Source organism: Yimella radicis, from assembly GCF_054778255.1.
On sequence record NZ_BAAGZR010000002.1, the window covers coordinates 1 to 21381 of the forward strand.

Genomic DNA, 21381 nt, shown 5'->3' on the forward strand with positions numbered 1-21381 from the left:
TAGGAGTCTGGGCCGTGTCTCAGTCCCAGTGTGGCCGGTCACCCTCTCAGGCCGGCTACCCGTCAAAGCCTTGGTGAGCCACTACCTCACCAACAAGCTGATAGGCCGCGAGTCCATCCCCCACCAAGAAACCTTTCCACACACAACCATGCGACCATGTATGAATATCCAGTATTAGACCTCGTTTCCAAGGCTTATCCCAGAGTGAAGGGCAGGTTACTCACGTGTTACTCACCCGTTCGCCACTAATCCACCCCAGCAAGCTGGAGCTTCATCGTTCGACTTGCATGTGTTAAGCACGCCGCCAGCGTTCGTCCTGAGCCAGGATCAAACTCTCCGTAAAAAAACAGAAAAACTATCCTGGCCGAAATTGATCAAGAGCATCCAAAAAAATGCTACTGAGTACAATCTCAACCAAACAAACATTTGGCATCAATCACTCGACACGCTGTTGAGTTCTCAAGAAACGATCGCTCACCTTGGTTCGGCTTCTCAGCCGCACTTTCCGGGGCAACCTCTTCAGGTTATCACCGCTTTTCTTCGCTTTCAAATCGGCTTTTCTTCCGATTTCGAACTCCGAGAGCGGTGGTTTCGCCTTGCGGATCCGGCCTTGCCTTGCGGCTTGTCCGTTTCCCTCGCCGGGCGACTCGGAGAACATTACGCCGATCCCCGCGTGATGCCAAATCGGGGAGGGTGCGACCTGCGCCACACCCTCCCCGACCGTGACGAACGCCCGGAACTAAGCGGAATTCTGGGGCAGCCGCGCAGCCGCCTGGTGCTTGCGACCTCGCTTGATGACGGCCACCTGGCCGTGCAGGAAGTCGTTCTCGGTCAGGCTTGCCTCGACATCGGTGATCTTGTCGTTGTTGATCGAGATGCCACCGTCACCGATCAGCCGGCGCGCCGCGTTGCGGCTGTCAGCGATCCCGACGGCGATCAATGCCTCGACGATGCCTGTCCCGACCGCCACCTCGCCGCCAGGGAGCTCGGTGGTCGCATCACGCAGGGTGCGGGCGTCCAGAGCGGTGATGTCTCCCTTGCCGAACAACGCGTCGGACGCAGCCTGAACCGCCTCGGTCGCATCGGCGCCGTGCACCAGGGTGGTCGCAGCTGACGCGAGTGCGCGCTGGGCCGCGCGCTTGAACGGTTCGTCCGCCACCTGGCGTTCGTACTCGGCGATCTCCTCGGGACCGAGGTCGCTGAACACCTTCAGCAGCTTCACCACTTCGGAGTCCTCGACGTTGACGAAGTACTGGTAGAAGGCGTACGGCGAGGTCATCTCCGGGCTCAGCCAGATGGCGTTGCCCTCCGACTTCCCGTACTTGCGTCCGGTCGAGTCCGTCAGCAGCGGCGAGGTCAGGACGTGCACATGCGCGGAGTCGGCCAGTCGCACCAGGTCCACGCCGGCGATCAGGTTGCCCCACTGATCGGAGCCCCCGACCTGCAGCGTGCATCCGTGGGCGCGGTACAGATGCAGGTAGTCCAGCCCCTGCAGGATCTGGTAGCTGAACTCGGTGTAGCTGATACCCGTGTCCGAGTTCAGCCGCGCCGAGACCGCGTCCTTCTTGATCATCGCGTTCACCCGGAAGTACTTGCCGTAGTCGCGCAGGAAGTCCAGGGCACTGATGCCCTCGGTCCAATCCAGGTTGTTGACCATGGTGGCCGGGTTGTCACCGTCGAAGTCGAGGAATGACTCGGCTTGCGCGCGGATCGAGGCCACCGCATCGGCGACCTGATCCTTCGTGCGTAACACCCGCTCGCTGTCCGGCTTCGGGTCACCGATCAGACCGGTCGAACCACCGACGAGGCAGATCACCCGATGGCCCGCCTGCTGCAGCCGGCGAAGCTGCATCAACTGGACCAGGTTGCCGAAGTGGAGGGACGGAGCCGTCGGGTCGAAACCGCAATAGACGGTGAGCTTCCCCTCGAGCGCTTCCCGCAGCGCGGCCTCGTCGGTGGTCTGCGCCACCAGGCCCCGCCACTGCAACTCGTCGAAGATGTTGCTCACGTGTCCGTCCTCCCTTTCTCCGCACGCAGGCTCCGTGCGTCGTTGATCGTGGTCAAAGCCTGCCTTACGGCCGGGCCGGCCTGCGACTCGGTTTCGCCGGCCGGTACGCGGAGACGTACGGGTCCTCGGTGATCCAGAAGCGCCATGGGAACAACTCACCGTCGCCTCCCGGTCCGCTGACACCCACTCGTGGCCCGCTCGAAGTACATTTCGGGACCGTTGCAGGGACGAGCAGCAGGTCCGGCGCGGAACCCTGCATGGACATTCCGTCATGCGTCCGGTCGAGCGCGAGCGCCTGCGCCAGGCGTCCGGGGCCCCGGGCCAGGTCGCGATCCGACACCCCGCCACGTCGCGATCGAGCCAGATCGACACCGTCCACGACCTCGCCCGCACGGATCAGCACCCCGTGGCCGGTGCCCTCCGGCCCGCACACGAGGTTCAGCGCGTGGTGCATCCCGTAGGTGAAGTACACGTACGCGTGCCCGACCGGGCCGAACATCGACGCATTGCGCGCGGTGCGACCCCGAAAGGTGTGCGCACCGGGGTCGTCGCTGCCGGCGTACGCCTCGGCCCCGGTGATGCGGACGGTGACTCCGGCGTGCGAAATCAGGCAGCCGAGGACGTCGTGCGCCACCTGCGTGACCGGCGCGTCGGCGCGGGGACGCAGCCCGGCACCGCAGGGTTCGAGAGCGTCGCGGACCACTCGGTCAGGCCTTCACGACCCGCTGCTGTGACCACGAACGAGCCTGTGCCGCAACGATCTTGGATGCCTCGCGCTGCTCCTCGACGCGCTCCGGAGCGGTGCCACCCTGGGAGTTGCGCGACCCGAGTGATCCGGGCACGGTCAGCACCTCGCGCACCGCCGGAGTGAGCGCCGGATTGATCGCGGTCAGTTCGTCGTCCGTGAGATCCCACAGTTCCTTGTCCTGGGACTCGCAGACGCGGACGCACTCCCCCGCCACTTCGTGCGCGACCCGGAAGGGCGTGCCTTCCCGCACCAACCATTCCGCGATGTCGGTCGCAAGCGCGAAGCCCTGCGGGGCGAGCGCTTCGAGCCGGTCGGTGTCGAACACCATCGTGTCCACCATGCCTGCGAACGCAGGAAGGAGCACCTCCAGGGTGTCGACCGCGTCGAACACCGGTTCCTTGTCCTCCTGCAGGTCGCGGTTGTACGCGAGCGGGAGTGCCTTCAAGGTGGTCATCAGACCGGTGAGATCGCCGACCAGACGTCCGGCCTTGCCACGCGCGAGTTCGGCGACATCGGGGTTCTTCTTCTGCGGCATGATGCTCGACCCGGTCGAGTAGGAGTCGTCCAGCGTGATGAACGAGAACTCCTTGGTCGCCCAGAGCACGACCTCCTCGGCGATCCGGGAGACGTCGACCGCGGTCATCGCGGACACGAAGGCGAACTCGGCGACGAAGTCGCGGCTCGCAGTTGCGTCGATGGAGTTCATCGCCGCCCTGCTGAACCCGAGGTCGGCCGCCACCGCACGTGGGTCGAGGCCGAGGCTGGAGCCGGCGAGCGCGCCCGAACCGTAGGGTGATTCGTCGGCGCGCTTGTCCCAGTCGGCGAACCTCTGCACATCCCGCAACAACGCCCAGGCGTGCGCGAGCAGGTGGTGCGACAGCAGCACCGGCTGCGCGTGCTGCAGATGGGTGCGACCCGGCATGGCAACACCGTGGTGTCGTTCGGCCTGCCCGATGAGCGCGTCCACCACGTCAAGGACGAGACCGCTGACGACACGGGCATGATCGCGCAGGTACATCCGAAAGAGGGTGGCGACCTGGTCGTTGCGGCTCCGGCCGGCGCGCAGGCGTCCGCCGAGGTCGTCGCCGGCACGCTCGATGAGCCCGCGTTCGAGAGCGGTGTGGACGTCCTCGTCGTCGACTGCGGGTTCGAAAGCGCCGGTGCGGACGTCATCGAGCAACCGGTCGAGTGCGGCGATCATCCCGTCGCGCTGCGCATTGTCGAGCAGTCCGGCCGAATGCAACACACGCGCGTGAGCCTTGGACCCGGCGATGTCGTAGGCGGCCAGTCGCCAGTCGAAGTGGGTGGACTTCGACAGTGCGGCGAGCGCGTCGGCCGGCCCCCCGGCGAACCGGCCTCCCCACAGACTCACGCGGTCGTTGCTCGGTACTTCGTTCGTCATGCCTGCCCTTGTGCGAGTTGGATGAAGTAGTCGCGGACCTGCGTGGCCGCTTGCTTGTTTCCGGCGATCACCATGATCGTGTCATCCCCGGCGATCGTGCCCACGACGTCCCGTGGACGTGCGTGGTCGATGGCCGATGCCAGCAGACTTGCCCCGCCCGGCGGCGTCTTGAGAACGACGAGGTTCTCCGATTCCTGCGCCGACACCAGCAGATCGCCGCACATCCGTCGCAACCGTCCCTCGGGTTCGACGAGGCTCGCCACCGCGGTGCCGTCACCGCCCTCGGCCGCTACTGCGTAGACCAGTTGTCCACCCTTGCGCATCTTCACCGCACCCAGATCGTCGAGGTCGCGGGAAAGCGTCGCCTGTGTCACCGAAAAACCCTGAGCGGCAAGGATTTCCGACAGTTGCGTCTGGGACTGGACTTCCTCGCGAGCAAGCACATCCGCAATGGCGCGGTGCCGAGAAGCACGTGTGCCGGTGATCACGACGACTGCTCCAGCAGGAAGGTCATGAGGGCCTTCTGGGCGTGCAGGCGGTTCTCCGCCTCATCCCAGACCACCGAGCGCGGCCCGTCGATGACATCGGCCGAGATCTCGAATCCGCGGTACGCAGGCAGGCAGTGCATCACGATCACGTCCGCGGCAGCATGCCCGACGAGCGTCTCGTCCAGCGCGAACTTCGCGAAGGGACTCTCGACGCCCTTGCGCGTCTGTGCCTCGGTCTCCTTGCCCATCGAGACCCAGGTGTCGGTGATGACGACGTCTGCCCCGAGCACGGCGGCGACCGGATCGTCGCCCACCGAGACCGAACCGCCGGTTTCACCGGCAATCTCCTGTGCTCGCTCGAGGATCGCCGACTGCGGACAGTGCGAACTCGGGGTGCCGATCCGCACGTGCATGCCGGCGAGTGCACCACCGAGAAGATAGGAGTGCGCCATGTTGTTCGCGCCGTCGCCGACGTACGCGATGGTCAGGCCGGCGAGTTCACCCTTGTGCTCCTTGATGGTCAGCAGGTCGGCGAGGATCTGGCAGGGGTGGAAGTCGTCGGTGAGAGCGTTGACCACCGGCACGCCCGCGAACTGCGCCATCTCCTCGATCTGGTCCTGGCCGAAGGTGCGCCACACGATCAGCGACACCTGACGGCCCAGGACGCGTGCCACGTCCGCCACCGACTCCCGGGTGCCGATCTGCGCCAGCTTTCCGTCGACCACCGTCGGGAAGCCGCCGAGTTCGGCGACCCCGGTACTGAAGGACAACTGCGTGCGCAACGTCGGCTTGTCGAAGATGATCGCCACTGCCTGCGGACCGGCCAGCGGTTGCCGGGCGGTGCGATCGGCCTTCATCTGCGCGGCGAGGTCGAGCACCCGCGCCTGTTCGGCCGGGGTGAGGTCGTCGTCACGAAGGAAGTGACGCGTCATGAGGTGGCCTCCGTGATGAGGGTGGGCAGGGCGTCGACGAAGGTCTGCAACTGCTCCTGCGCAATGATCAACGGTGGAGCAAGACGAATGGCGTTCGGCGCAACGGCGTTCACGATGAAGCCTGCGTTCCGGGCGGCCGTCACGACGTCGGCGGACAACTCATCGCGTAACTCCACGGCGAGCAGCAGTCCGCGCCCGCGGACGCCGGCGACGCGCTCGTCATCCAGATTGTCGACAGCGGCCGCGAACCACTCGCCGATGGTGCGGGCGTTGTCCAGCAGATCGTCCCGCTCGATGACATCGATGACCGCCAGTCCAGCGGCGCAGGCCAGTGGGTTTCCGCCGAAGGTGGTGCCGTGTTGGCCGGGTTGGAGCAGGGCCGAGACCTCGGCACCGAACGTGACCATCGCGCCGATCGGGACGCCACCGCCGAGACCCTTGGCGAAGGTCACGGCGTCCGGGACGATGCTCGACCTTTGATGCGCAAGCCAGTCACCGGTTCGTCCGACACCGGTCTGGATCTCGTCGACGATCAGCAAAGCGCCTGCGGCAGAGGTGATCTCACGTGCCGCCCGGAGGTACTCGTCGTCGGCGACACGCACCCCCGCCTCGCCCTGGATGGGCTCGAGGAAGACTGCCGCCGTCCGGTCGTCGACCGCGGAACGCAACGCGTCCGCGTCGCCGAACGGGACGTGGACGACGTCCGGCAGCAGGGGTTCGAACGGCTCTCGATAGGCCGCTTTGTGCGTGAGAGCCAGTGCGCCGGTGGTGCGCCCGTGGAAAGCGCCCTCGCACGCGACGATCTTCGACCGGCCGGTGCGGCGGCTCAGCTTGATCGCGGCTTCGTTCGCCTCCGCACCGGAGTTGGCGAAGAACACCCGCGATCCTTGCGGCGCCCGGCTGATCCGAAGGAGTTCGTGCGCCAGGGCGACCTGGGCACGGCTGGTGAAGAAGTTGGAGACGTGCAGCATCTCGCCGGCCTGTTTGGAGACGGCGGCAACCAGGTCAGGGTGGTTGTGACCGACGGCGTTGACGGCGATCCCACCCAGCAGGTCCAGGTAGCGCTTGCCGTCCAGATCCCAGACGTAGCATCCGTCGCCGCGATCGATGACCAGCGAGGGGGCGCCGAAGACCGGGAGGAGCTCCTCGCCGTACTGCGCAAGAGCGGTCTGCTGACTTGCGGTCGTGTTGTCGGTCATGCGTTCTCCTTCGCAAGCAGCATCGTGCCGATTCCGGCGTTGGTGAAGATCTCGAGCAACACCGAGTGCGGTCGCCGACCGTCGATCACGTGCGCCTGCGGCACTCCCCCGTCGATGGCCCGGATGCAGGCCTCGAGCTTGGGCACCATGCCGCTGTCGACGCGGGTGAGCAACTCCCGCGCGTCGTCGACGGGCAGCGTGCTGAGCAGGCTCTCGCGGTCGGGCCAGTCGGCGTAGATGCCCTCGACGTCGGTCAGCACGACGAGCTTGCGAGCACCGAGCGCGGTTGCCAGCGCCGCCGCAGCGGTGTCGGCGTTGACGTTGAGAACTTGTCCTTCGACGTCCAGATCGGGCGCGACCGAGGAGACGACAGGAATACGTCCTGCGTCCAGAAGGTCCTGTACCGCAGCGGGATTCACCGTCTCGACGTCACCGACCAGGCCGATGTCGACCGTCTCGCCGTCGACCACAGCACCGCGCTTACGAGCACCGAAGAGTGAGGCGTCCTCCCCCGACAAACCCACGGCCAGTGCGCCGTGGTTGTTGATGAGGCCGACGAGTTCGCGCGAGACCTGCCCGGTGAGCACCATGCGGACGACGTCCATCACCTCGGGTGTGGTGACCCGTAGACCGCCCTTGAACTCACTCTCGAGGCCGAGGCGGGTGAGCATGGCCTGGATCTGCGGGCCTCCGCCATGCACCACGACGGGACGCAGACCGGCGTACTTCAAGAAGGCGACGTCCTCCGCGAAAGCTGCCTTGAGGGTGTCGTCGGTCATCGCGTTGCCGCCGTACTTGATGACGACGAGAGCACCCCGGAACTGCTCGAGCCAGGGCAACGCTTCGACGAGCGTGGCCGCCTTGTCTGCGGCGGCGGCGAGGGAGACGGAATCACGGAGCGTCATGCAAGCACCTGCGTTCTCGCAACAGCTGTCATTGCGATCCTGATCAGGGTCCCCGCGAAGTACCGAGCGCAGCTTCCGGAGCGAGGACTTCGTGAGGTGATCATGTGGAGTATGCCGAGTTCTCGTGTACGTAGTCGTGGGTCAGGTCGTTGGTCCAGACCGTGGCGGACGCGTCGCCGGCGTGCAGGTCGACGACGACGTGAACTTCACGCCCGGAGAGGTCGACCAGCGATCGGTCGTCCCCGACACCGCAGCCGCGGCAGACCTGGACGCCGTTGACGTTGACGTCGAGCCGCTGCGGCTCGAAGACCGCGTCCGTCGTGCCGACCGCCGCGACGATGCGGCCCCAGTTGGGGTCGTTGCCGAAAATCGCACACTTGAACAGGTTGTTCCGTGCGATCGCCCTGGCGACGGTCAATGCGTCGGATTCGCTTGCGGCAGTGCGAACTTCAATGGCGACCTCATGATGGGCACCCTCGGCGTCAGCGATGAGCTGTCGGGCCAGCGAGCCGCACACCTCGGTGACGGCGGCGATGAGGTCCTCCTGGCTCGGGCGGACCCCCGACGCGCCCGAAGCCAGGAGGAGGACTGTGTCGTTGGTCGACTGGCAACCATCGGAGTCGATGCGGTCGAAGGTCGTCGCCGTCGCGGTACGGAGCACGCCGTCGAGTTCGCACTGATCGACGACCGCGTCAGTTGTCACCACGACGAGCATCGTGGCGAGTGCCGGCGCCAGCATCCCTGCACCTTTGGCCATGCCGCCCACGGACCAGCTGGCACGCTGCACGGCGGCCTGTTTGGGCACGGTGTCGGTGGTCATGATCGCGCGCGCAGCGTCCTCACCACCGTCCGGCGTCACTGCCGAAACCAGTTGCGGCACAGCGCTTTCGATCTTGTCCATCGGCAGAAGTTCACCGATCAGACCTGTCGAGCAGACTGCGAGATCACCCGATGCGATCCCGAGTGCATCCGCCACCAGTTCCGCAGTGCGGTGCGTGTCGGCGAAGCCCTGCGGCCCGGTGCACGCGTTCGCGCCCCCCGAGTTCAGGACCACGGCGTCGACTCGACCGTCACCGACCACGATCCGCGACCAGGTGACCGGCGCAGCCTCCACGCGGTTGCTGGTGAACACCGCCGCTGCGTGGTGGTCGGGACCGTCGTTGACGACGAGGGCCAAGTCGGGGTTGCCACTGGTCTTGAGGCCGGCAGTGACTCCGGAAGCCCGGAAACCCTTGGGTGCCGTCACGGTCAAGGTGCCACTCCTACGGTCGGAAGTCCGGTGCACTCATCGAGACCGAGCGCAAGGTTCATGCACTGCACGGCAGCTCCGGCGGTGCCCTTGGCGAGGTTGTCGACCGCGCTGGTCACGACGAGTCGGCCCGCATGCCGATCGACCGCGAACTGCAACTGGACGTTGTTCGATCCGAGCACCGCACCGGTGGACGGCCAGACACCCTCGGGCAATAGCTGGACGAACTGCTCTGTGCCGTAGGCGTTCTCGTACGCTGCCCGAACGTCGTCCTCGGTCACGTCGTCCTTGAGACGGGCCGTACATGTCGCGAGGATCCCGCGCGGCATGGGCGCCAGGGTCGGTGTGAACGACACCGAGACCTTGGCGCCTGCGGCGCGTGCGAGGTTCTGCTCGATCTCGGGGGTGTGACGATGCCCGCCGCCCACCCCGTACGGGCTCATCGATCCCATCGTCTCCGCACCCAGCAAGTGCGGCTTCAGGCTCTTCCCCGCACCGGACGTGCCCGATGCGGCGACGATCACCACATCGTCGAACTCGACGAGACCTGCGGCGAAGGCCGGCGCCAGCGCCAGGCTGACTGCGGTGGGATAGCACCCGGGGACGGCGACGCGTCGGGCTCCTTCGAGAGCGCCGCGCTGCTTACCGTCAGCGGTAACAAGCTCAGGCATCCCGTACGGCCAGGTGCCGGCGAAGTCGGTGTCGTAGAACGAGTTCCACGCCACCTGATCGACCAACCGGAAGTCGGCACCGCAGTCGATGACCACCACGTCGTCGGGCAACGAGCCGGCGAGCGCGGCGCTCTGCCCGTGCGGGAGGGCGAGGAAGACGACCTCGTGGCCGGCGAGGAACTCCGCGGACGTCTCGTCGAAGGTTCGATCGGCCACCGGCGCGAGGTGCGGGTGCACAGAACCCACCCGCTGCCCCGCCTGACTGCCGGCGCACAGGGCACCGATCTCGACGCCCGGATGGGCGACGAGCAACCGGACGATCTCTCCCCCGGCATAACCGCTCGCTCCGGCGACAGCAACCTTGACCATTCGGAAACAATACACCGCCGTGCATATTCATGCATAGCGGTGTACTGCTGCCATCGCGTGGCCTTCGTCACGCTCCGCGCAGAACCGCCCCGTGCTTCGTGCTCGCCGCACTCACGGCGCCGTCGCGCATGCTGTTGACCTCTTCGGTCTTCAGGGTCCGGTCGGCCCGGAAGGTCATCCGGAAAGCCAAGGACTTCTTGCCCTCGCCGACCTGATCACCCTCGTAACTGTCGAACAACTGGATCTGCTCGAGGTCGTCGCCTGCCGCGGAGCGCAGCGTCTGCAGGACCTCTCCGGCCCGCACGCAGGAGTCCACGGTGAGCGCGATGTCGCTCTGCACGATCGGGAAGTTGGACAGCCCGACCGCCTGCGGTGTCGAGGACGCCGCGATCAGTGCGTCCAGATCGAGTTCACCCGCGACCGGACGACCGGTCAGGCCAAAGGAGGTCACCACCTTCGGGTGCAACTCCCCCGCCGCGCCGATGACCGTGCCGTCCGCCAGGACGAGTTCTGCGCACCGTCCCGGGTGGAACGGGGCAACTGCTGCGGTGCGCACCTGGATCGGAACGGCAAGGGCATCACCGACGGCGAGGGCGGTCGCGATCGCGTCGGACCAGTCGGCCACCCGTCCCTGCCCCCACCAGCCGCCGCGATCGGTTTCACCTGCCATGGCCCAGGCAAGGTGCCGCGGCTGGTCGGGCACGGCGTCCTCGATCGCGCGAACGGCATCCGGACCCGGGTAGGTGCCGACCGGGAAGGTCTGCGCCTGGCCCGCGGCGCCGGCGATCACCAGGCCGTGTTCGAACAACGCCACGTCTCGCTGTCCGCGAGAAACGTTGCGGCGCAGGGATTCGAGCACATTCGGCAACACTGCCGTACGAATGAGCGGCTCCTGCTCCGACAGCGGATTGGCCACGCGGACGGTGACTCGACGCACGTCGTCGGCCGCGTACCCCAGCTGGTCAAACGACTTCTCCGCGACGAACGGGGCACTCCAGATCTCCGAGAATCCACGCGCCGCCAGAACGTTCGCAGCGATCCGTCGTGCCTGCTGGGCACGGGTCAGCCCGCGACCGCCGGGCGCCGCCGGGACGATCGAGGGGATGGCGTCATAGCCCTCGATCCGGGCGACCTCTTCAGCGAGGTCGGGCCAGGTCGCGAGATCGGGGCGCCAGGTCGGCGGCGTGACGCGCAGGTGATCGCCGGATCGCTCGACGGCGCACCCGATCTGCTCCAGCACCGACACGACCTGCTCGGTCGCGTAGGGCACGCCGACGAGGCGGCCCGGCTGTGCCGCGTCCAGTTCGATGACCGGTCGCCGCAACGGTGAGTGAACGTCGGTGACGCCCTCATCGGCGGCACCACCGCCGAACTCGATGAGCAGGTCGACTGCCAATTGCGCTGCGGCGACAGCGACTTCGGGGTCGACACCACGTTCGAAACGCTTTGATGCCTCGGTGGCCAGCTTGTGTCGACGTGCCGAACGGGCGATCGAGGTCTGATCGAAGCGGGCCGCCTCGATGAGCACGTTGCGGGTGGACTCGCTGACCTCGGAGTCCTCGCCACCCATGACGCCGGCAATGGCCATGGGCCTCTCCCCCGCGTCCGTGATCAGCAGGTCCTCGGGGAAAAGATCGCGCTCGACGTCGTCGAGGGTCTTGAGCTTCTCGCCCGCGCGGGCGCGACGCACGACGATCGGCCCGGTCAGGGTGTCGACGTCGAAGGCATGCAACGGCTGACCGAGCGCAAGCATCACGTAATTGGTGACGTCGACGGCGAGCGAGATCGGGCGCATACCCGCCTCGGTCAGGCGGGTGGCCATCCACTCGGGCGTGGCTGCGGAAGGGTCGATGCCGCGCACGACGCGGGCCACGTACCGGGTGCACCCGATGTTGCCGCCCACCGGGGCGTCGTCCTGGACCTGCACCCCGAATCCGGAGTCGTTCGCGGCGGGCGCCTTGTCGACCAGGGCAGGCGCCGGGTCGGTGTAGGCGGCACCGGTCGAGTGCGAGTACTCACGTGCCACACCGCGGATGCAGAAGCAGTAGCCACGATCGGGGGTGACGTTGATCTCGACGGTCTCCCGGTCGAGGCCGAGCAGCGGCAACGCGTCCTGGCCGGCTGTGAAATCCACGCCCGGGACACGCTCGGTCAGACGGATGATACCGCCGGATCCGTCGTCCGGAAGGCCGAGTTCGTCTGCAGCACAGATCATTCCGGCGGACACGTGACCGTAGGTCTTACGCGCCGAGATGGCGAACCCGCCCGGCAGCACCGCTCCTGGCAGCACGCAGACGACCCAGTCACCGGCGTCGAAGTTGTGCGCGCCGCAGACGATCCCCTGGGGCTCACCCGAACCGTTCGCGTCACCGACGTCGACCTGGCACCAGTTGATCGTCTTGCCGTTCTTCTGCTGCTCCGGCTCCTTGGAGTTAACCCGGCCGACCACAAGCGGTCCGGTGATGTCACCGCCGTGGATGCCTTCCTCCTCCAGGCCGACCTTCACCAGGGCGGCCGCGACGTCGACACCGCGTGCATCGGCCGGGACTGCGACGTACTCGCGCAGCCAATCGATCGGCACACGCATCAGATCTCCATTCCGAACTGGTTGTTGAAGCGAACGTCGCCCTCGATCATTTCGCGCATGTCGGCAGCGCCGGTGCGGAACATCAGCGCCCGATCGACGCCCATGCCGAAGGCGAATCCGGAGTACTTCTCGGGGTCGATGTTGCAGGCGCGCAACACGTTCTGGTTCACCATGCCGCAGCCACCCCACTCGATCCAGCCGGTACCGGAACAGGCGCGGCAGTCGGCATCCTCGCCCCGGCAGACGAAGCAGCGCAGGTCCATCTCGGCCGACGGCTCGGTGAACGGGAAGTACGACGGACGCAGCCGCGTCACGATGCCCTCGCCGAACAGTTCGGTCGCCATCCGGTCGAGCGTGCCCTTCAGGTGGGCCATCGTCAGGCCTTCGTCGACGGCCAGTCCCTCGATCTGATGGAAAGCCGGCATGTGCGTCGCATCGAGCTCGTCGGTGCGGAAAACCCTTCCGAGACAACCGATATAGAGCGGGGCTCCACGTTCGAGCATGGCGCGCGCCTGCACCGGCGAGGTGTGCGTGCGAAGCACGAGACCGGCGTCCGCCGGCTCGATGTAGAAGGTGTCCTGCATCTGCCGGGCCGGGTGATCGGCGTCGAAGTTGAGGGCGTCGAAGACGAACCACTCGGCCTCGACCTCGGGACCTTCGGCGATCTCCCAACCCATGCCGACGAGGATGTCGGCGATCCGCTCGCCCATGAGCTCGGTGGGGTGACGACGGCCCAGCGGGTTGCGCCCGGAGATCATCGTGACGTCGACGGCCTCCTCCACCAGGATGCGTTCGTCGCGCTCGGCCTCCAGTTCGCTCTGGCGCTCCTTCAGCGCTGCGCCGACCTGACCACGCGCCTGCCCGACCCGCTTGCCGGCCTCGGCCTTCGCAGTCGGCGGCAACGCGCCGATCTCCCGGTTGGCGAGTGCCAACGGCGACTTGTCGCCCTGGTGGGCGGTGCGGACGGTCTTGAGTTCGTCGAGGTTCGACGCAGCGGTGATCGCGGCGAGCGCGCCCTGAACGGCTTGCTCGATGGCAGCGGGGTCGAGTGCGGCGACCTCCACCGGGTCGTACTGGGTGTTGGGGCCTGACATCGCTCTCGTCTCTACGTTTTCGTCGGATCCGGGCGTGGATGCGTCCGGTTCACCGCGCTGAGTCTATCGACGCAGTGTCGAGCGGTTCATCCGGATTTCGGGTGGGCTGCGGCTGCGCTGGCATACATACAGACAGTGGCGGCCATCGCGAGATTCAGCGACTCTGCATGGCCGTAGATCGGTACCCGGACGACCTCGTCGCACGCGTCACGGACCTCCGGTTCGAGGCCCCACGCCTCGTTCCCCATGACCCAGGCGTGCGGGGTGGCCAGGTCGGTGTCGGGCAAGAGCTGCGTGCCGATGCCATCGGTGGCGAGCAGCCGCAGGCCGGCGGACCGACACGCGGCGAAGATCTCCTCGACCGAACCACCGAGGCTGACCGGCAGGTGCCACAGGGACCCGACGGTCGAGCGGACGACCTTCGGGTTGTAGATGTCCACACTGGCGTCGCTGACCAGGACACATCGCGCACCGGCGGCGTCCGCGCCACGGATCACCGTGCCGGCGTTGCCGGGATCGCGGACGTTGGTGAGCACCACGACGTAGCCGTCGCCGGCCAGTGCATCCTGCAGCGGGACGTCGACCGGTCGTGCGACGGCGGCGATGCCCTGCGGGTGCTGGGCCTCGCACATCGCCGTCATCACAGCGTCCGTCACCTCACGCACCGGCACGCCCCGGCCGGCGGCCAGTTCGATCAGCTCTGCGTCGGCGTCCGCCACGGCATAGACCGTCTGTGCGGTCTCCGGGCGGAAGCGCAACAGTTCGCGGACGGCCTGCGGCCCTTCGGCCAGGAAATGCCCCGCCCGCTGACGCGACGAACGCCGGTGCAGCGCACGGACCTTCTTGACCCGATCTGACTGCGGGTTCGAAAGGACGGGCTCCACCGGCGTTCGTCGGTTGCTGTGCTGCGTCAGGCGACGTCTGCCTTCGAGTCGGTGTTCGACTCGGTGCTGACGTTGGCCTTGGCGATCTCGACCAGCGCGGCGAAGGCGGCGGCGTCGTTGACGGCCAACTCGGCCAGCATGCGACGGTCGACCTCGATCTCGGCGTTCTTCAGACCCTGGATGAACCGGTTGTAGGTCATGCCGTTGGCGCGCGCACCGGCATTGATGCGCTGGATCCAGAGGCGACGGAAGTCGCCCTTCCTGGCGCGACGGTCCCGGTAGCTGTAACCCATGCTGTGGGTGACCTGCTCCTTCGCCTTGCGGTAAAGGCGCGAGCGCTGGCCGCGGTACCCGCTGGCCTGCTCGAGGACGGTACGGCGCTTCTTCTGGGCGTTGACTGCCCGCTTCACGCGTGCCACGTGAATCTCCTTCGTTCTGGGGCGGTCCCGAGATGTCGATCGATCTCAGAACCAGTGCTGCAAAGTGGGCTGATTACTTACCGAGAAGCTTCTTGATCTTCTTCTCGTCAGACTTGGCGACGACGACGTCCGGAACGAGTCGACGGGTGGCCGTCTTGCTGCGCTCCTGGAACTTGTGCACGTGGCGGGCGCGCTGGCGCATCACCTTGCCGGAACCCGTCACGCGGAAGCGCTTCTTGGCACCACTGTGGGTCTTCATCTTCGGCATGAGCCGATCTCCTTCATATCGCTGTCCCGGCGCGTGGGCACCGGTCGTCTGGCATCGAGGCCCGCAGGACCCGAAGTTTTCGGTCGTGTGTTACTGAGCAGCCGTTTCGGTCTCAGGCGTGGCCTCGGCGGCGGCAGCACCCGAGTCGGACGACGGCGCACCGGCGGCCTTCTCCTCGGCAGCCTGCTCGCGACGGCGACGACCCTCGGCGCGGGCCTCGGCCTTCTTGCGGGTCGGGCCGAGCACCATGATCATGTTGCGGCCGTCCTGCTTGGGCGAGCTCTCGACGAAGCCGAGTTCACCGATGTCCTCTGCGACGCGTTGCAGCAGGCGGAAGCCCAGCTCGGGACGCGACTGCTCACGTCCGCGCAACCAGATCGTCACCTTTACCTTGTCGCCGGCCTTGAGGAAGCGCTCGATGTGACCGAGCTTGGTGGAGTAGTCGTGCGGGTCGATCTTCGGACGGAGCTTGATCTCCTTGATGACCGTGTTGACCTGGTTCTTGCGGGCCTCACGCGCCTTCAGGGCAGCTTCGTACTTGAACTTGCCGTAATCCATGAGCTTGGCCACGGGAGGCTTCGCTTCCGCGGCCACCTCGACGAGATCGAGGTCTGCTTCGGCAGCCAGTCGCAATGCGTCCTCGACTCGGACGATTCCGACCTGCTCACCGTTGGGGCCGACCAGCCGCACTTCCGGAACCCGGATGCGGTCATTGATTCGTGGCTCGACGCTGATGTCTACTCCTTGTGTCTACGTTCAATGCTCCGTGCGGAGACAAAGAAAGGCTCCTCGTCACCGAAGTGCACGAGGAGCCAACGCCAGACAACGGAGCGATACTCACGGCGAAATGCCGCGGGTGGGACGATCGAAACCGTCCACTCCGGTACCGGGACCCGGCGACATGCCTGTCGACTCGGGTGGAAGCGTTGCTTCTCTTGCACACTCATACGGCAAGCGCATGAGTCGGTGCTACAAGGTTACCAGTGAAGCCCGCGGCGACGAAATCGTCGCTCGTTCGATCGGGCGGTCAGGCGGCCAAAGCCACCTGACTGCGACGACGGCGAACCACGAGCACGGACGCCGCGCCCACGCAGGCGATGAGCAGACCGACCAGGCACACCAGCACGATCGCGCTCTGGTGCCCCCGGGAGTCGATGACCAGACCGGCGAGCGGTGCCGCCATCGCCGATCCGGCGGTCATGCATGATCCGTGCCAACCCATCGCCTCGCCGCGGGCCACGGCGGGCACGACCCGGCTGACTGCTTCGACGGACGCGGTGATCGTCGGCGCGCACAGCAGCCCGGCCAGCAACGCGAGAGCAGCGACGGTCACCGCGGAGTCTGCGAGCGCCATGGGCAGGGTGACCATCGCCAGACCGCTGAGCAGCAGGTACGGCGAGAGGCCGCGGGACAGTGCGCCGTAGACGAGACCGCCGACGATCGAACCTATCCCCCAGCCGGCGAACACGAGTCCGAGCGATCCGGACTGCCCCCACTCGCGCAGGCCGGCGACGACGGAGACCTCACTGCCGACCAGGACGAGCGTCGAGGCGGCGGCGGCCAGGCACAGGCCGATGAATGCCGGCCGGAACCATGCCGATCGCGGGACGTCGATGACCTCGCCGGCCCCGGCGGTCTCCTCGCGCAGGCGCGGGTCGAGGATCCACAACACGATTCCGCCGAGGACGCCGAGCATCTGCAGAACGAAGAGGGTCGGTGCGGTGCCCCACTGGCTCCCCGCCCACACGGCGACGGCCGGCCCGGACATGTAGGCAAGTTCGACGCCCACGCCGTCCACCGACAACGCGGTGCGCCGTTCGTGCATCGGCACGGCAGCGATGACGCTCTGGCGCGCGATGGAGAAGATCGGGACGACGAAGAGACCGGCGACACCGGCAAGGATCAGCAGCGGCCAGTAGCCGACGAAAGGGGCTACGGCCCAACAGGATCCGTTGATCAGGATCGACGGGAGGACGACCTTGCGCAGACCGTGACGGTCGAGCAGGCGTCCACGCCAGGGGCCGCTGACGGCGATGGCCAAGGTGGCCACGGCCGACACCAGACCGGCTTCCCCCCAGGAACGACCCAGCTGCTCGACGACGTGCAGCATGAGCAACACCCCGGTGCCGAAGATCGGGATCCGCAGCAGGATTCCGAGCAGCAGCACACGACGTGCCGCCTGGTTGCCGAGCACGCTGCGGTAAGGGGTGATGGACATCCGTCCATTCTTCCAATTCGAAGTGTTCGAACACAAACGACTTTGCGGTGACATCCCTCACCGCCTCAAAGGATGCGGATCTCATGCACCTGCGAGTTGTCGCCGTCCAGCAGCCAGAGGGAGCCGGAGAAGACCAAGAAGTCCACCAGCCGTGGCGGCACTCCGGCGATGGACGCACCCAGCGGCGCATTCAGGTCGAAGTCGTACTTGGTGATCGTGCCCCCAGAGCCGTCGTGGATCCACACGCCGTCGTTGCCCAGGGCAGCGCTACCGCGCACGTTGTTCTCCAGGTCGGCGGCGGTCACCTTCGAGCCGCGCACCTGGGCCAGGCCGTTACCGCCGACGAACACTCGCCCGAAAGCAGCCACCACCTCGACGATGCCTGCGGGCAGGTCCACCCGTTCCCCGGCAGGCTGCCCGGTGGCCTCGTCGAGCGTTACCAGCGCCCGATCGCCGACACAGACGACGTAGACCTTGCCACCGGAGGCCGCGATTCCATCAGGACGGCTACCCACCTTGATGAGACCAGGGATGTTCTCACCGCTACGCATGTCGATCCTGCCGATGGCTTGCTGGCTCGGCACGACATACCAGAGGAAGTCGGTTCCGGCGGCCGACCTGGAGATCGCGTGGTCGAGGCGGATGAGCTCACCGACCTCCCCGGTCGCGGCATCGACCGGCGTGAACGAACTGGAGTAGTTCCACACCCACGTCTTGCCCTGGCCGAAGTGCAGGCTGCCCGGGCCACCGTTGACCTTGATCGAGCGCACCGTCCGGTTCGCGAGGTCGATCCGACTCACCGTGCCGTCGTCGTAGTTCGCGGTCCACAACGCGCCGTCGCCGCCGGCGAGCCCTCTTGGGTTCGGGCCCACCGAAATCGCACCGGCCTTCAACTCACCGACCACTTCGGGCGAGGGGCCCGTGCCAGCGGGCTCGTCGTCCCGCGGGATCAGATACCGGCCGATGGCTCCGGCCGCCAGTGCCGCGGCGCCCGCCCCGGCTCCGAGCAGCACGCGTCTCGACGGCCCTCCGGGACGCGGCGCAGACATCATGGTGGAACCGCCGGGTCCATGGGTGGCATCTGCGCCGACGAACGGCACCGTCGAGTGGACGGATCCACCGTCCACCAGAGCTGCACGAGCAGCTTCGGCCAACGCGGTACACGAGCCGAAGCGATGATCCGGCTGTTTGGCGAGGCCCTTGGCGACGACGTGAGCCAGTTCGCCCGGCAGCTGCGGTCTGATCGTTCGAAGGTCGGGCGGCGGAGAGTACAGGTGACCCGAGATCCGGGCGACCTGTCGATCCGCTGCGAACGGCACCCGACCGGTGAGCAGTTGGAACAGCACACACGCCAAGGCGTACTGGTCGCTGCGTCCGTCGACCGGATCCCCGTTGATCTGCTCGGGCGACATGTAGTCGACGGTGCCGATGGTCATCCCGGCAGCGGTCAGCCCGTTGTCACTGACCTCCTTGGTGATGCCGAAGTCGGTCAGGTAACTGTGCGGTCTTCCTCTACTTCCGCTCACCAGGATGTTGGCCGGCTTCACGTCCCGGTGAACAAGCCCGCGGGCGTGCGCGGCGTCCAGCGCTCCCGCGACCTGGTGGACGATCTCCACCGCCTCCGCAGGCTCGACGCTTCCCTCCCGGATGACCTTCGACAGATCCGTGCCGTCGACGAACTTCATCGTGAGGTAGACGCGACCGCCTTCTTCCCCGGCATGCATGATCGGGACGACGTGCGGGTGATCCAACGCAGCGGCCAGCCGCGCTTCGCGGCGAAACCTGGCGAGGAACTCGGGGTCGTCGGCGACGTCGGCGTTCATCACCTTGATCGCGACGGTCCGATCGAGCGCGAGGTGCTGCGCCCGGTACACCGAGCCCATGCCGCCACGCCCGGCCAGGCCGATGATGGACACTCCCCCGATCACGGTGCCAGGTGCCAGATCTCTCCCCACGGGGATATCCTGCCCTGCAGCGTGCGGCCAGACCAGCAACTCTCGGCCCGGTGAGTCCTTCGCGCGCCCACTGCTTCAATCTCGACCATGAAATCCGAGCCGACCACCGAACTGTTCCACCTCGCCCTTCCTGCAGACTGGATTTTGGCGCAGGAACAGGGTGAGTACCGCGTCTCGACCCGTGGTGTCACCCTCGAAGAGCAGGGCTTCATCCACCTTTCGTTCCAGCATCAGTGGCCGGCCACTAGGCAACGGTTCTACGCCGACGTGGGGGATCTGCTGCTGCTCCACGTCGACGCCGCGGACCTCGAGATCGTCGTGGAGGTCGGCAATCCGGAGACCGGCGAGCAGTTCCCCCACCTGTACGGCCCCCTGCCGATCGAGTGCGTGACCGCCGTAGAACTGCTCCCGTACTTGCAGGTATGACTCCGCGCCCACGCAGACGAACCGGCGGCGTACTCTCGTGCTCGTGGCAGATCACTTTGACGTCGTTGTCCTTGGCGCCGGCCCCGGTGGGTACGTCGCCGCCATCCGTGCCAGCCAGCTCGGTCTGAAGACCGCCGTGGTCGAGAAGAAGTACTGGGGAGGTGTCTGCCTCAATGTCGGCTGTATCCCCAGCAAAGCACTGCTCAAGAACGCGGAGCTGTCGCACACCCTGAACCACGAGAAGGAGAAGTTCGGCATCGTCGGCGACGCCTCCATGGAGTACGGCCCGACACACAAGCGCAGCCGAGCGGTCTCCGAGGGCATCGTCAAGGGTGTCCACTTCCTGATGAAGAAGAACAAGATCACCGAGATCGACGGCTGGGGCACCCTCACCGGCCCGAAGACGATCTCGGTCGAGGGCAACGACGGTGAGACCCGTGAGGTCACCTGCGACAACCTGATCCTCGCCACCGGCGCGACTACCCGCATGCTGCCCGGAGTGAAGGTGAGCGACAACGTCGTCACCTACGAAGAGCAGATCCTCGACCCGAACCTGCCGAAGTCGATCATCATCGCCGGCTCGGGCGCCATCGGCGTCGAATTCGCTTACGTCATGGCCAACTTCGGTGTCGATGTCACGATCGTGGAGTTCCTCGACCGCATGGTGCCGACCGAGGACGAAGAGATCTCCAAGGAACTCGCCAAGCACTACAAGAAGCTGGGCGTCAAGGTGCTGACCGGTACCAAGGTCGAGTCGGTCGAGGACACCGGCTCCGGCGTCAAGGTGACCGTCTCCCCCGCCAAGGGTGGAGACGAGAAGGTGCTGGAGGCAGACCGCCTCCTGTCCGCCATCGGGTTCGCACCGCGCCTGGAGGGCTACGGCCTGGACACCATCGGTGTCGAGACCACCGACCGCGGCGCCATCAAGGTGGACGACTACGGCCGCACCAACGTCGACGGCGTCTACGCCATCGGTGACGTCACCGGCAAGCTGATGCTCGCCCACGTCGCCGAGGCCATGGGCATCGTCGCGGCGGAAACCATCGCGGGCGCCGACACCCAGACGATCGACTTCCAGAACATCCCCCGCGCGACCTACTGCATGCCGCAGATCGGTTCCATGGGTCTGTCCGAGGCACAGGCCAAGGACGCCGGCCACGAGGTCAAGACCGCGAAGTTCCCGTTCACCGCGAACGGCAAGGCCATGGGCCTCGGCGAACCGGTCGGCTTCGTCAAGGTCGTCGCCGACGCCGAGCACAACGAGATCCTCGGCGTCCACATGATCGGCCCGGACGTCACCGAGTTGCTGCCGGCCGCCGTCACCGCCACCACTTGGGACCTCACCGCCGCCGAGATGTCGCGCGTCGTGTTCGCCCACCCGACCCTGGGTGAGGCGCTCAAGGAGGCCTTCCACGGCATCGAAGGCCACATGATCAATTTTTGATTCTTGCTCCTTCGCGGTTCATGCCCCCAGCGCTTCGCAAGCTCGCGCTGGGGGCATGACGCGTCCCGCAAGGTGAGCCTTGCGCTGTGGTCACCCAGGTGCCACCACCGGCACA

Annotated in this window: 19 protein-coding genes and 1 rRNA gene; 2 read left to right on the forward strand and 18 right to left on the reverse strand. The window is 66.6% G+C overall.

Annotated elements, in window-relative coordinates:
- The 18 genes from ACYU8W_RS01045 to ACYU8W_RS01130 all read right to left on the reverse strand — a co-directional run.
- Positions 1-343, reverse strand: a 16S ribosomal RNA gene (locus ACYU8W_RS01045); the annotation flags it as partial.
- A gap of 396 nt (positions 344-739) precedes the next feature.
- On the reverse strand, positions 740-2008 hold the full coding sequence (gene tyrS / locus ACYU8W_RS01050; RefSeq protein ID WP_499465918.1) for a tyrosine--tRNA ligase: 1269 nt from the start codon (positions 2006-2008) through the stop codon (positions 740-742).
- Positions 2009-2072: 64 nt separating this feature from the next.
- Complete coding sequence (locus tag ACYU8W_RS01055; protein WP_499465920.1) at positions 2073-2711, reverse strand: DNA-3-methyladenine glycosylase; 639 nt, start codon at positions 2709-2711, stop codon at positions 2073-2075.
- 4 nt (positions 2712-2715) lie between these two features.
- A complete protein-coding gene (argH, locus tag ACYU8W_RS01060) occupies positions 2716-4158 on the reverse strand; it encodes an argininosuccinate lyase (RefSeq protein ID WP_499465922.1) in 1443 nt (480 codons plus the stop codon).
- The gene (gene argR, locus ACYU8W_RS01065; protein ID WP_499465924.1) at positions 4155-4646 is read right to left on the reverse strand and encodes an arginine repressor; all 492 of its coding nucleotides are present in this window, start codon (positions 4644-4646) and stop codon (positions 4155-4157) included. Before argR ends, argH begins: the two co-directional genes overlap by 4 nt.
- Entirely contained in the window at positions 4643-5578 is a 936-nt protein-coding gene (gene argF, locus ACYU8W_RS01070) for an ornithine carbamoyltransferase (protein ID WP_499465926.1), read from the reverse strand. The genes argR and argF overlap by 4 nt, the downstream gene beginning before the upstream one ends.
- A complete protein-coding gene (locus ACYU8W_RS01075; protein WP_499465928.1) occupies positions 5575-6777 on the reverse strand; it encodes an acetylornithine transaminase in 1203 nt (400 codons plus the stop codon). Before ACYU8W_RS01075 ends, argF begins: the two co-directional genes overlap by 4 nt.
- Positions 6774-7682 carry an acetylglutamate kinase gene (argB, locus tag ACYU8W_RS01080; RefSeq protein ID WP_499465930.1) on the reverse strand — a complete coding sequence of 303 codons (909 nt, stop codon included), beginning with the start codon at positions 7680-7682 and terminating at the stop codon, positions 6774-6776. Before argB ends, ACYU8W_RS01075 begins: the two co-directional genes overlap by 4 nt.
- A 100-nt stretch (positions 7683-7782) precedes the next feature.
- Complete coding sequence (argJ, locus tag ACYU8W_RS01085; protein WP_499465932.1) at positions 7783-8934, reverse strand: bifunctional glutamate N-acetyltransferase/amino-acid acetyltransferase ArgJ; 1152 nt, start codon at positions 8932-8934, stop codon at positions 7783-7785.
- Positions 8931-9971 carry an N-acetyl-gamma-glutamyl-phosphate reductase gene (gene argC / locus ACYU8W_RS01090; RefSeq protein ID WP_499465934.1) on the reverse strand — a complete coding sequence of 347 codons (1041 nt, stop codon included), beginning with the start codon at positions 9969-9971 and terminating at the stop codon, positions 8931-8933. Before argC ends, argJ begins: the two co-directional genes overlap by 4 nt.
- Positions 9972-10038: 67 nt before the next feature.
- On the reverse strand, positions 10039-12558 hold the full coding sequence (gene pheT, locus ACYU8W_RS01095) for a phenylalanine--tRNA ligase subunit beta (protein WP_499465936.1): 2520 nt from the start codon (positions 12556-12558) through the stop codon (positions 10039-10041).
- Positions 12558-13652 (reverse strand): phenylalanine--tRNA ligase subunit alpha, encoded by a 1095-nt coding sequence (pheS, locus tag ACYU8W_RS01100; protein WP_499465938.1) that lies wholly within the window; start codon positions 13650-13652, stop codon positions 12558-12560. The genes pheT and pheS overlap by 1 nt, the downstream gene beginning before the upstream one ends.
- An 86-nt stretch (positions 13653-13738) precedes the next feature.
- Entirely contained in the window at positions 13739-14536 is a 798-nt protein-coding gene (locus ACYU8W_RS01105) for a TrmH family RNA methyltransferase (protein WP_499465940.1), read from the reverse strand.
- Between the two features lie 26 nt (positions 14537-14562).
- Positions 14563-14955 carry a 50S ribosomal protein L20 gene (gene rplT, locus ACYU8W_RS01110; protein WP_129626732.1) on the reverse strand — a complete coding sequence of 131 codons (393 nt, stop codon included), beginning with the start codon at positions 14953-14955 and terminating at the stop codon, positions 14563-14565.
- Positions 14956-15028: 73 nt separating this feature from the next.
- Entirely contained in the window at positions 15029-15223 is a 195-nt protein-coding gene (rpmI, locus tag ACYU8W_RS01115) for a 50S ribosomal protein L35 (protein WP_129626730.1), read from the reverse strand.
- Positions 15224-15313: 90 nt separating this feature from the next.
- Positions 15314-15913, reverse strand: coding sequence for a translation initiation factor IF-3 (infC, locus tag ACYU8W_RS01120; protein WP_239701712.1), 600 nt, complete (start codon positions 15911-15913; stop codon positions 15314-15316).
- A 337-nt stretch (positions 15914-16250) separates the two neighbouring features.
- Positions 16251-17441: an MFS transporter gene (locus tag ACYU8W_RS01125; protein ID WP_499465943.1), complete on the reverse strand. Its 1191-nt coding sequence runs from the start codon at positions 17439-17441 to the stop codon at positions 16251-16253.
- 65 nt (positions 17442-17506) lie between these two features.
- The gene (locus tag ACYU8W_RS01130; RefSeq protein WP_499465945.1) at positions 17507-19396 is read right to left on the reverse strand and encodes a protein kinase domain-containing protein; all 1890 of its coding nucleotides are present in this window, start codon (positions 19394-19396) and stop codon (positions 17507-17509) included.
- A gap of 87 nt (positions 19397-19483) precedes the next feature.
- Here ACYU8W_RS01130 and ACYU8W_RS01135 point away from each other — a divergent pair, with 87 nt between their 5' ends.
- Together ACYU8W_RS01135 and lpdA are read left to right on the forward strand one after the other, a co-directional pair.
- Positions 19484-19822: a DUF952 domain-containing protein gene (locus ACYU8W_RS01135; RefSeq protein WP_499465947.1), complete on the forward strand. Its 339-nt coding sequence runs from the start codon at positions 19484-19486 to the stop codon at positions 19820-19822.
- 43 nt (positions 19823-19865) lie between these two features.
- Positions 19866-21266 (forward strand): dihydrolipoyl dehydrogenase, encoded by a 1401-nt coding sequence (lpdA, locus tag ACYU8W_RS01140; protein ID WP_499465949.1) that lies wholly within the window; start codon positions 19866-19868, stop codon positions 21264-21266.
- Positions 21267-21381: the final 115 nt, after the last annotated feature.

What these genes read in the sequence shown, in the direction of transcription:
- pheT (WP_499465936.1), bottom strand. Translation starts at nt 12,558, where the DNA reads ATGCGTGTGCCGATCGATTGGCTGCGCGAGTACGTCGCAGTCCCGGCC.
- argF (WP_499465926.1), bottom strand. Translation starts at nt 5,578, where the DNA reads ATGACGCGTCACTTCCTTCGTGACGACGACCTCACCCCGGCCGAACAG.
- ACYU8W_RS01075 (WP_499465928.1), bottom strand. Translation starts at nt 6,777, where the DNA reads ATGACCGACAACACGACCGCAAGTCAGCAGACCGCTCTTGCGCAGTAC.
- argB (WP_499465930.1), bottom strand. Translation starts at nt 7,682, where the DNA reads ATGACGCTCCGTGATTCCGTCTCCCTCGCCGCCGCCGCAGACAAGGCG.
- argC (WP_499465934.1), bottom strand. Translation starts at nt 9,971, where the DNA reads ATGGTCAAGGTTGCTGTCGCCGGAGCGAGCGGTTATGCCGGGGGAGAG.
- argH (WP_499465922.1), bottom strand. Translation starts at nt 4,158, where the DNA reads ATGACGAACGAAGTACCGAGCAACGACCGCGTGAGTCTGTGGGGAGGC.
- ACYU8W_RS01125 (WP_499465943.1), bottom strand. Translation starts at nt 17,441, where the DNA reads ATGTCCATCACCCCTTACCGCAGCGTGCTCGGCAACCAGGCGGCACGT.
- rpmI (WP_129626730.1), bottom strand. Translation starts at nt 15,223, where the DNA reads ATGCCGAAGATGAAGACCCACAGTGGTGCCAAGAAGCGCTTCCGCGTG.
- pheS (WP_499465938.1), bottom strand. Translation starts at nt 13,652, where the DNA reads ATGTCAGGCCCCAACACCCAGTACGACCCGGTGGAGGTCGCCGCACTC.
- ACYU8W_RS01135 (WP_499465947.1), top strand. Translation starts at nt 19,484, where the DNA reads ATGAAATCCGAGCCGACCACCGAACTGTTCCACCTCGCCCTTCCTGCA.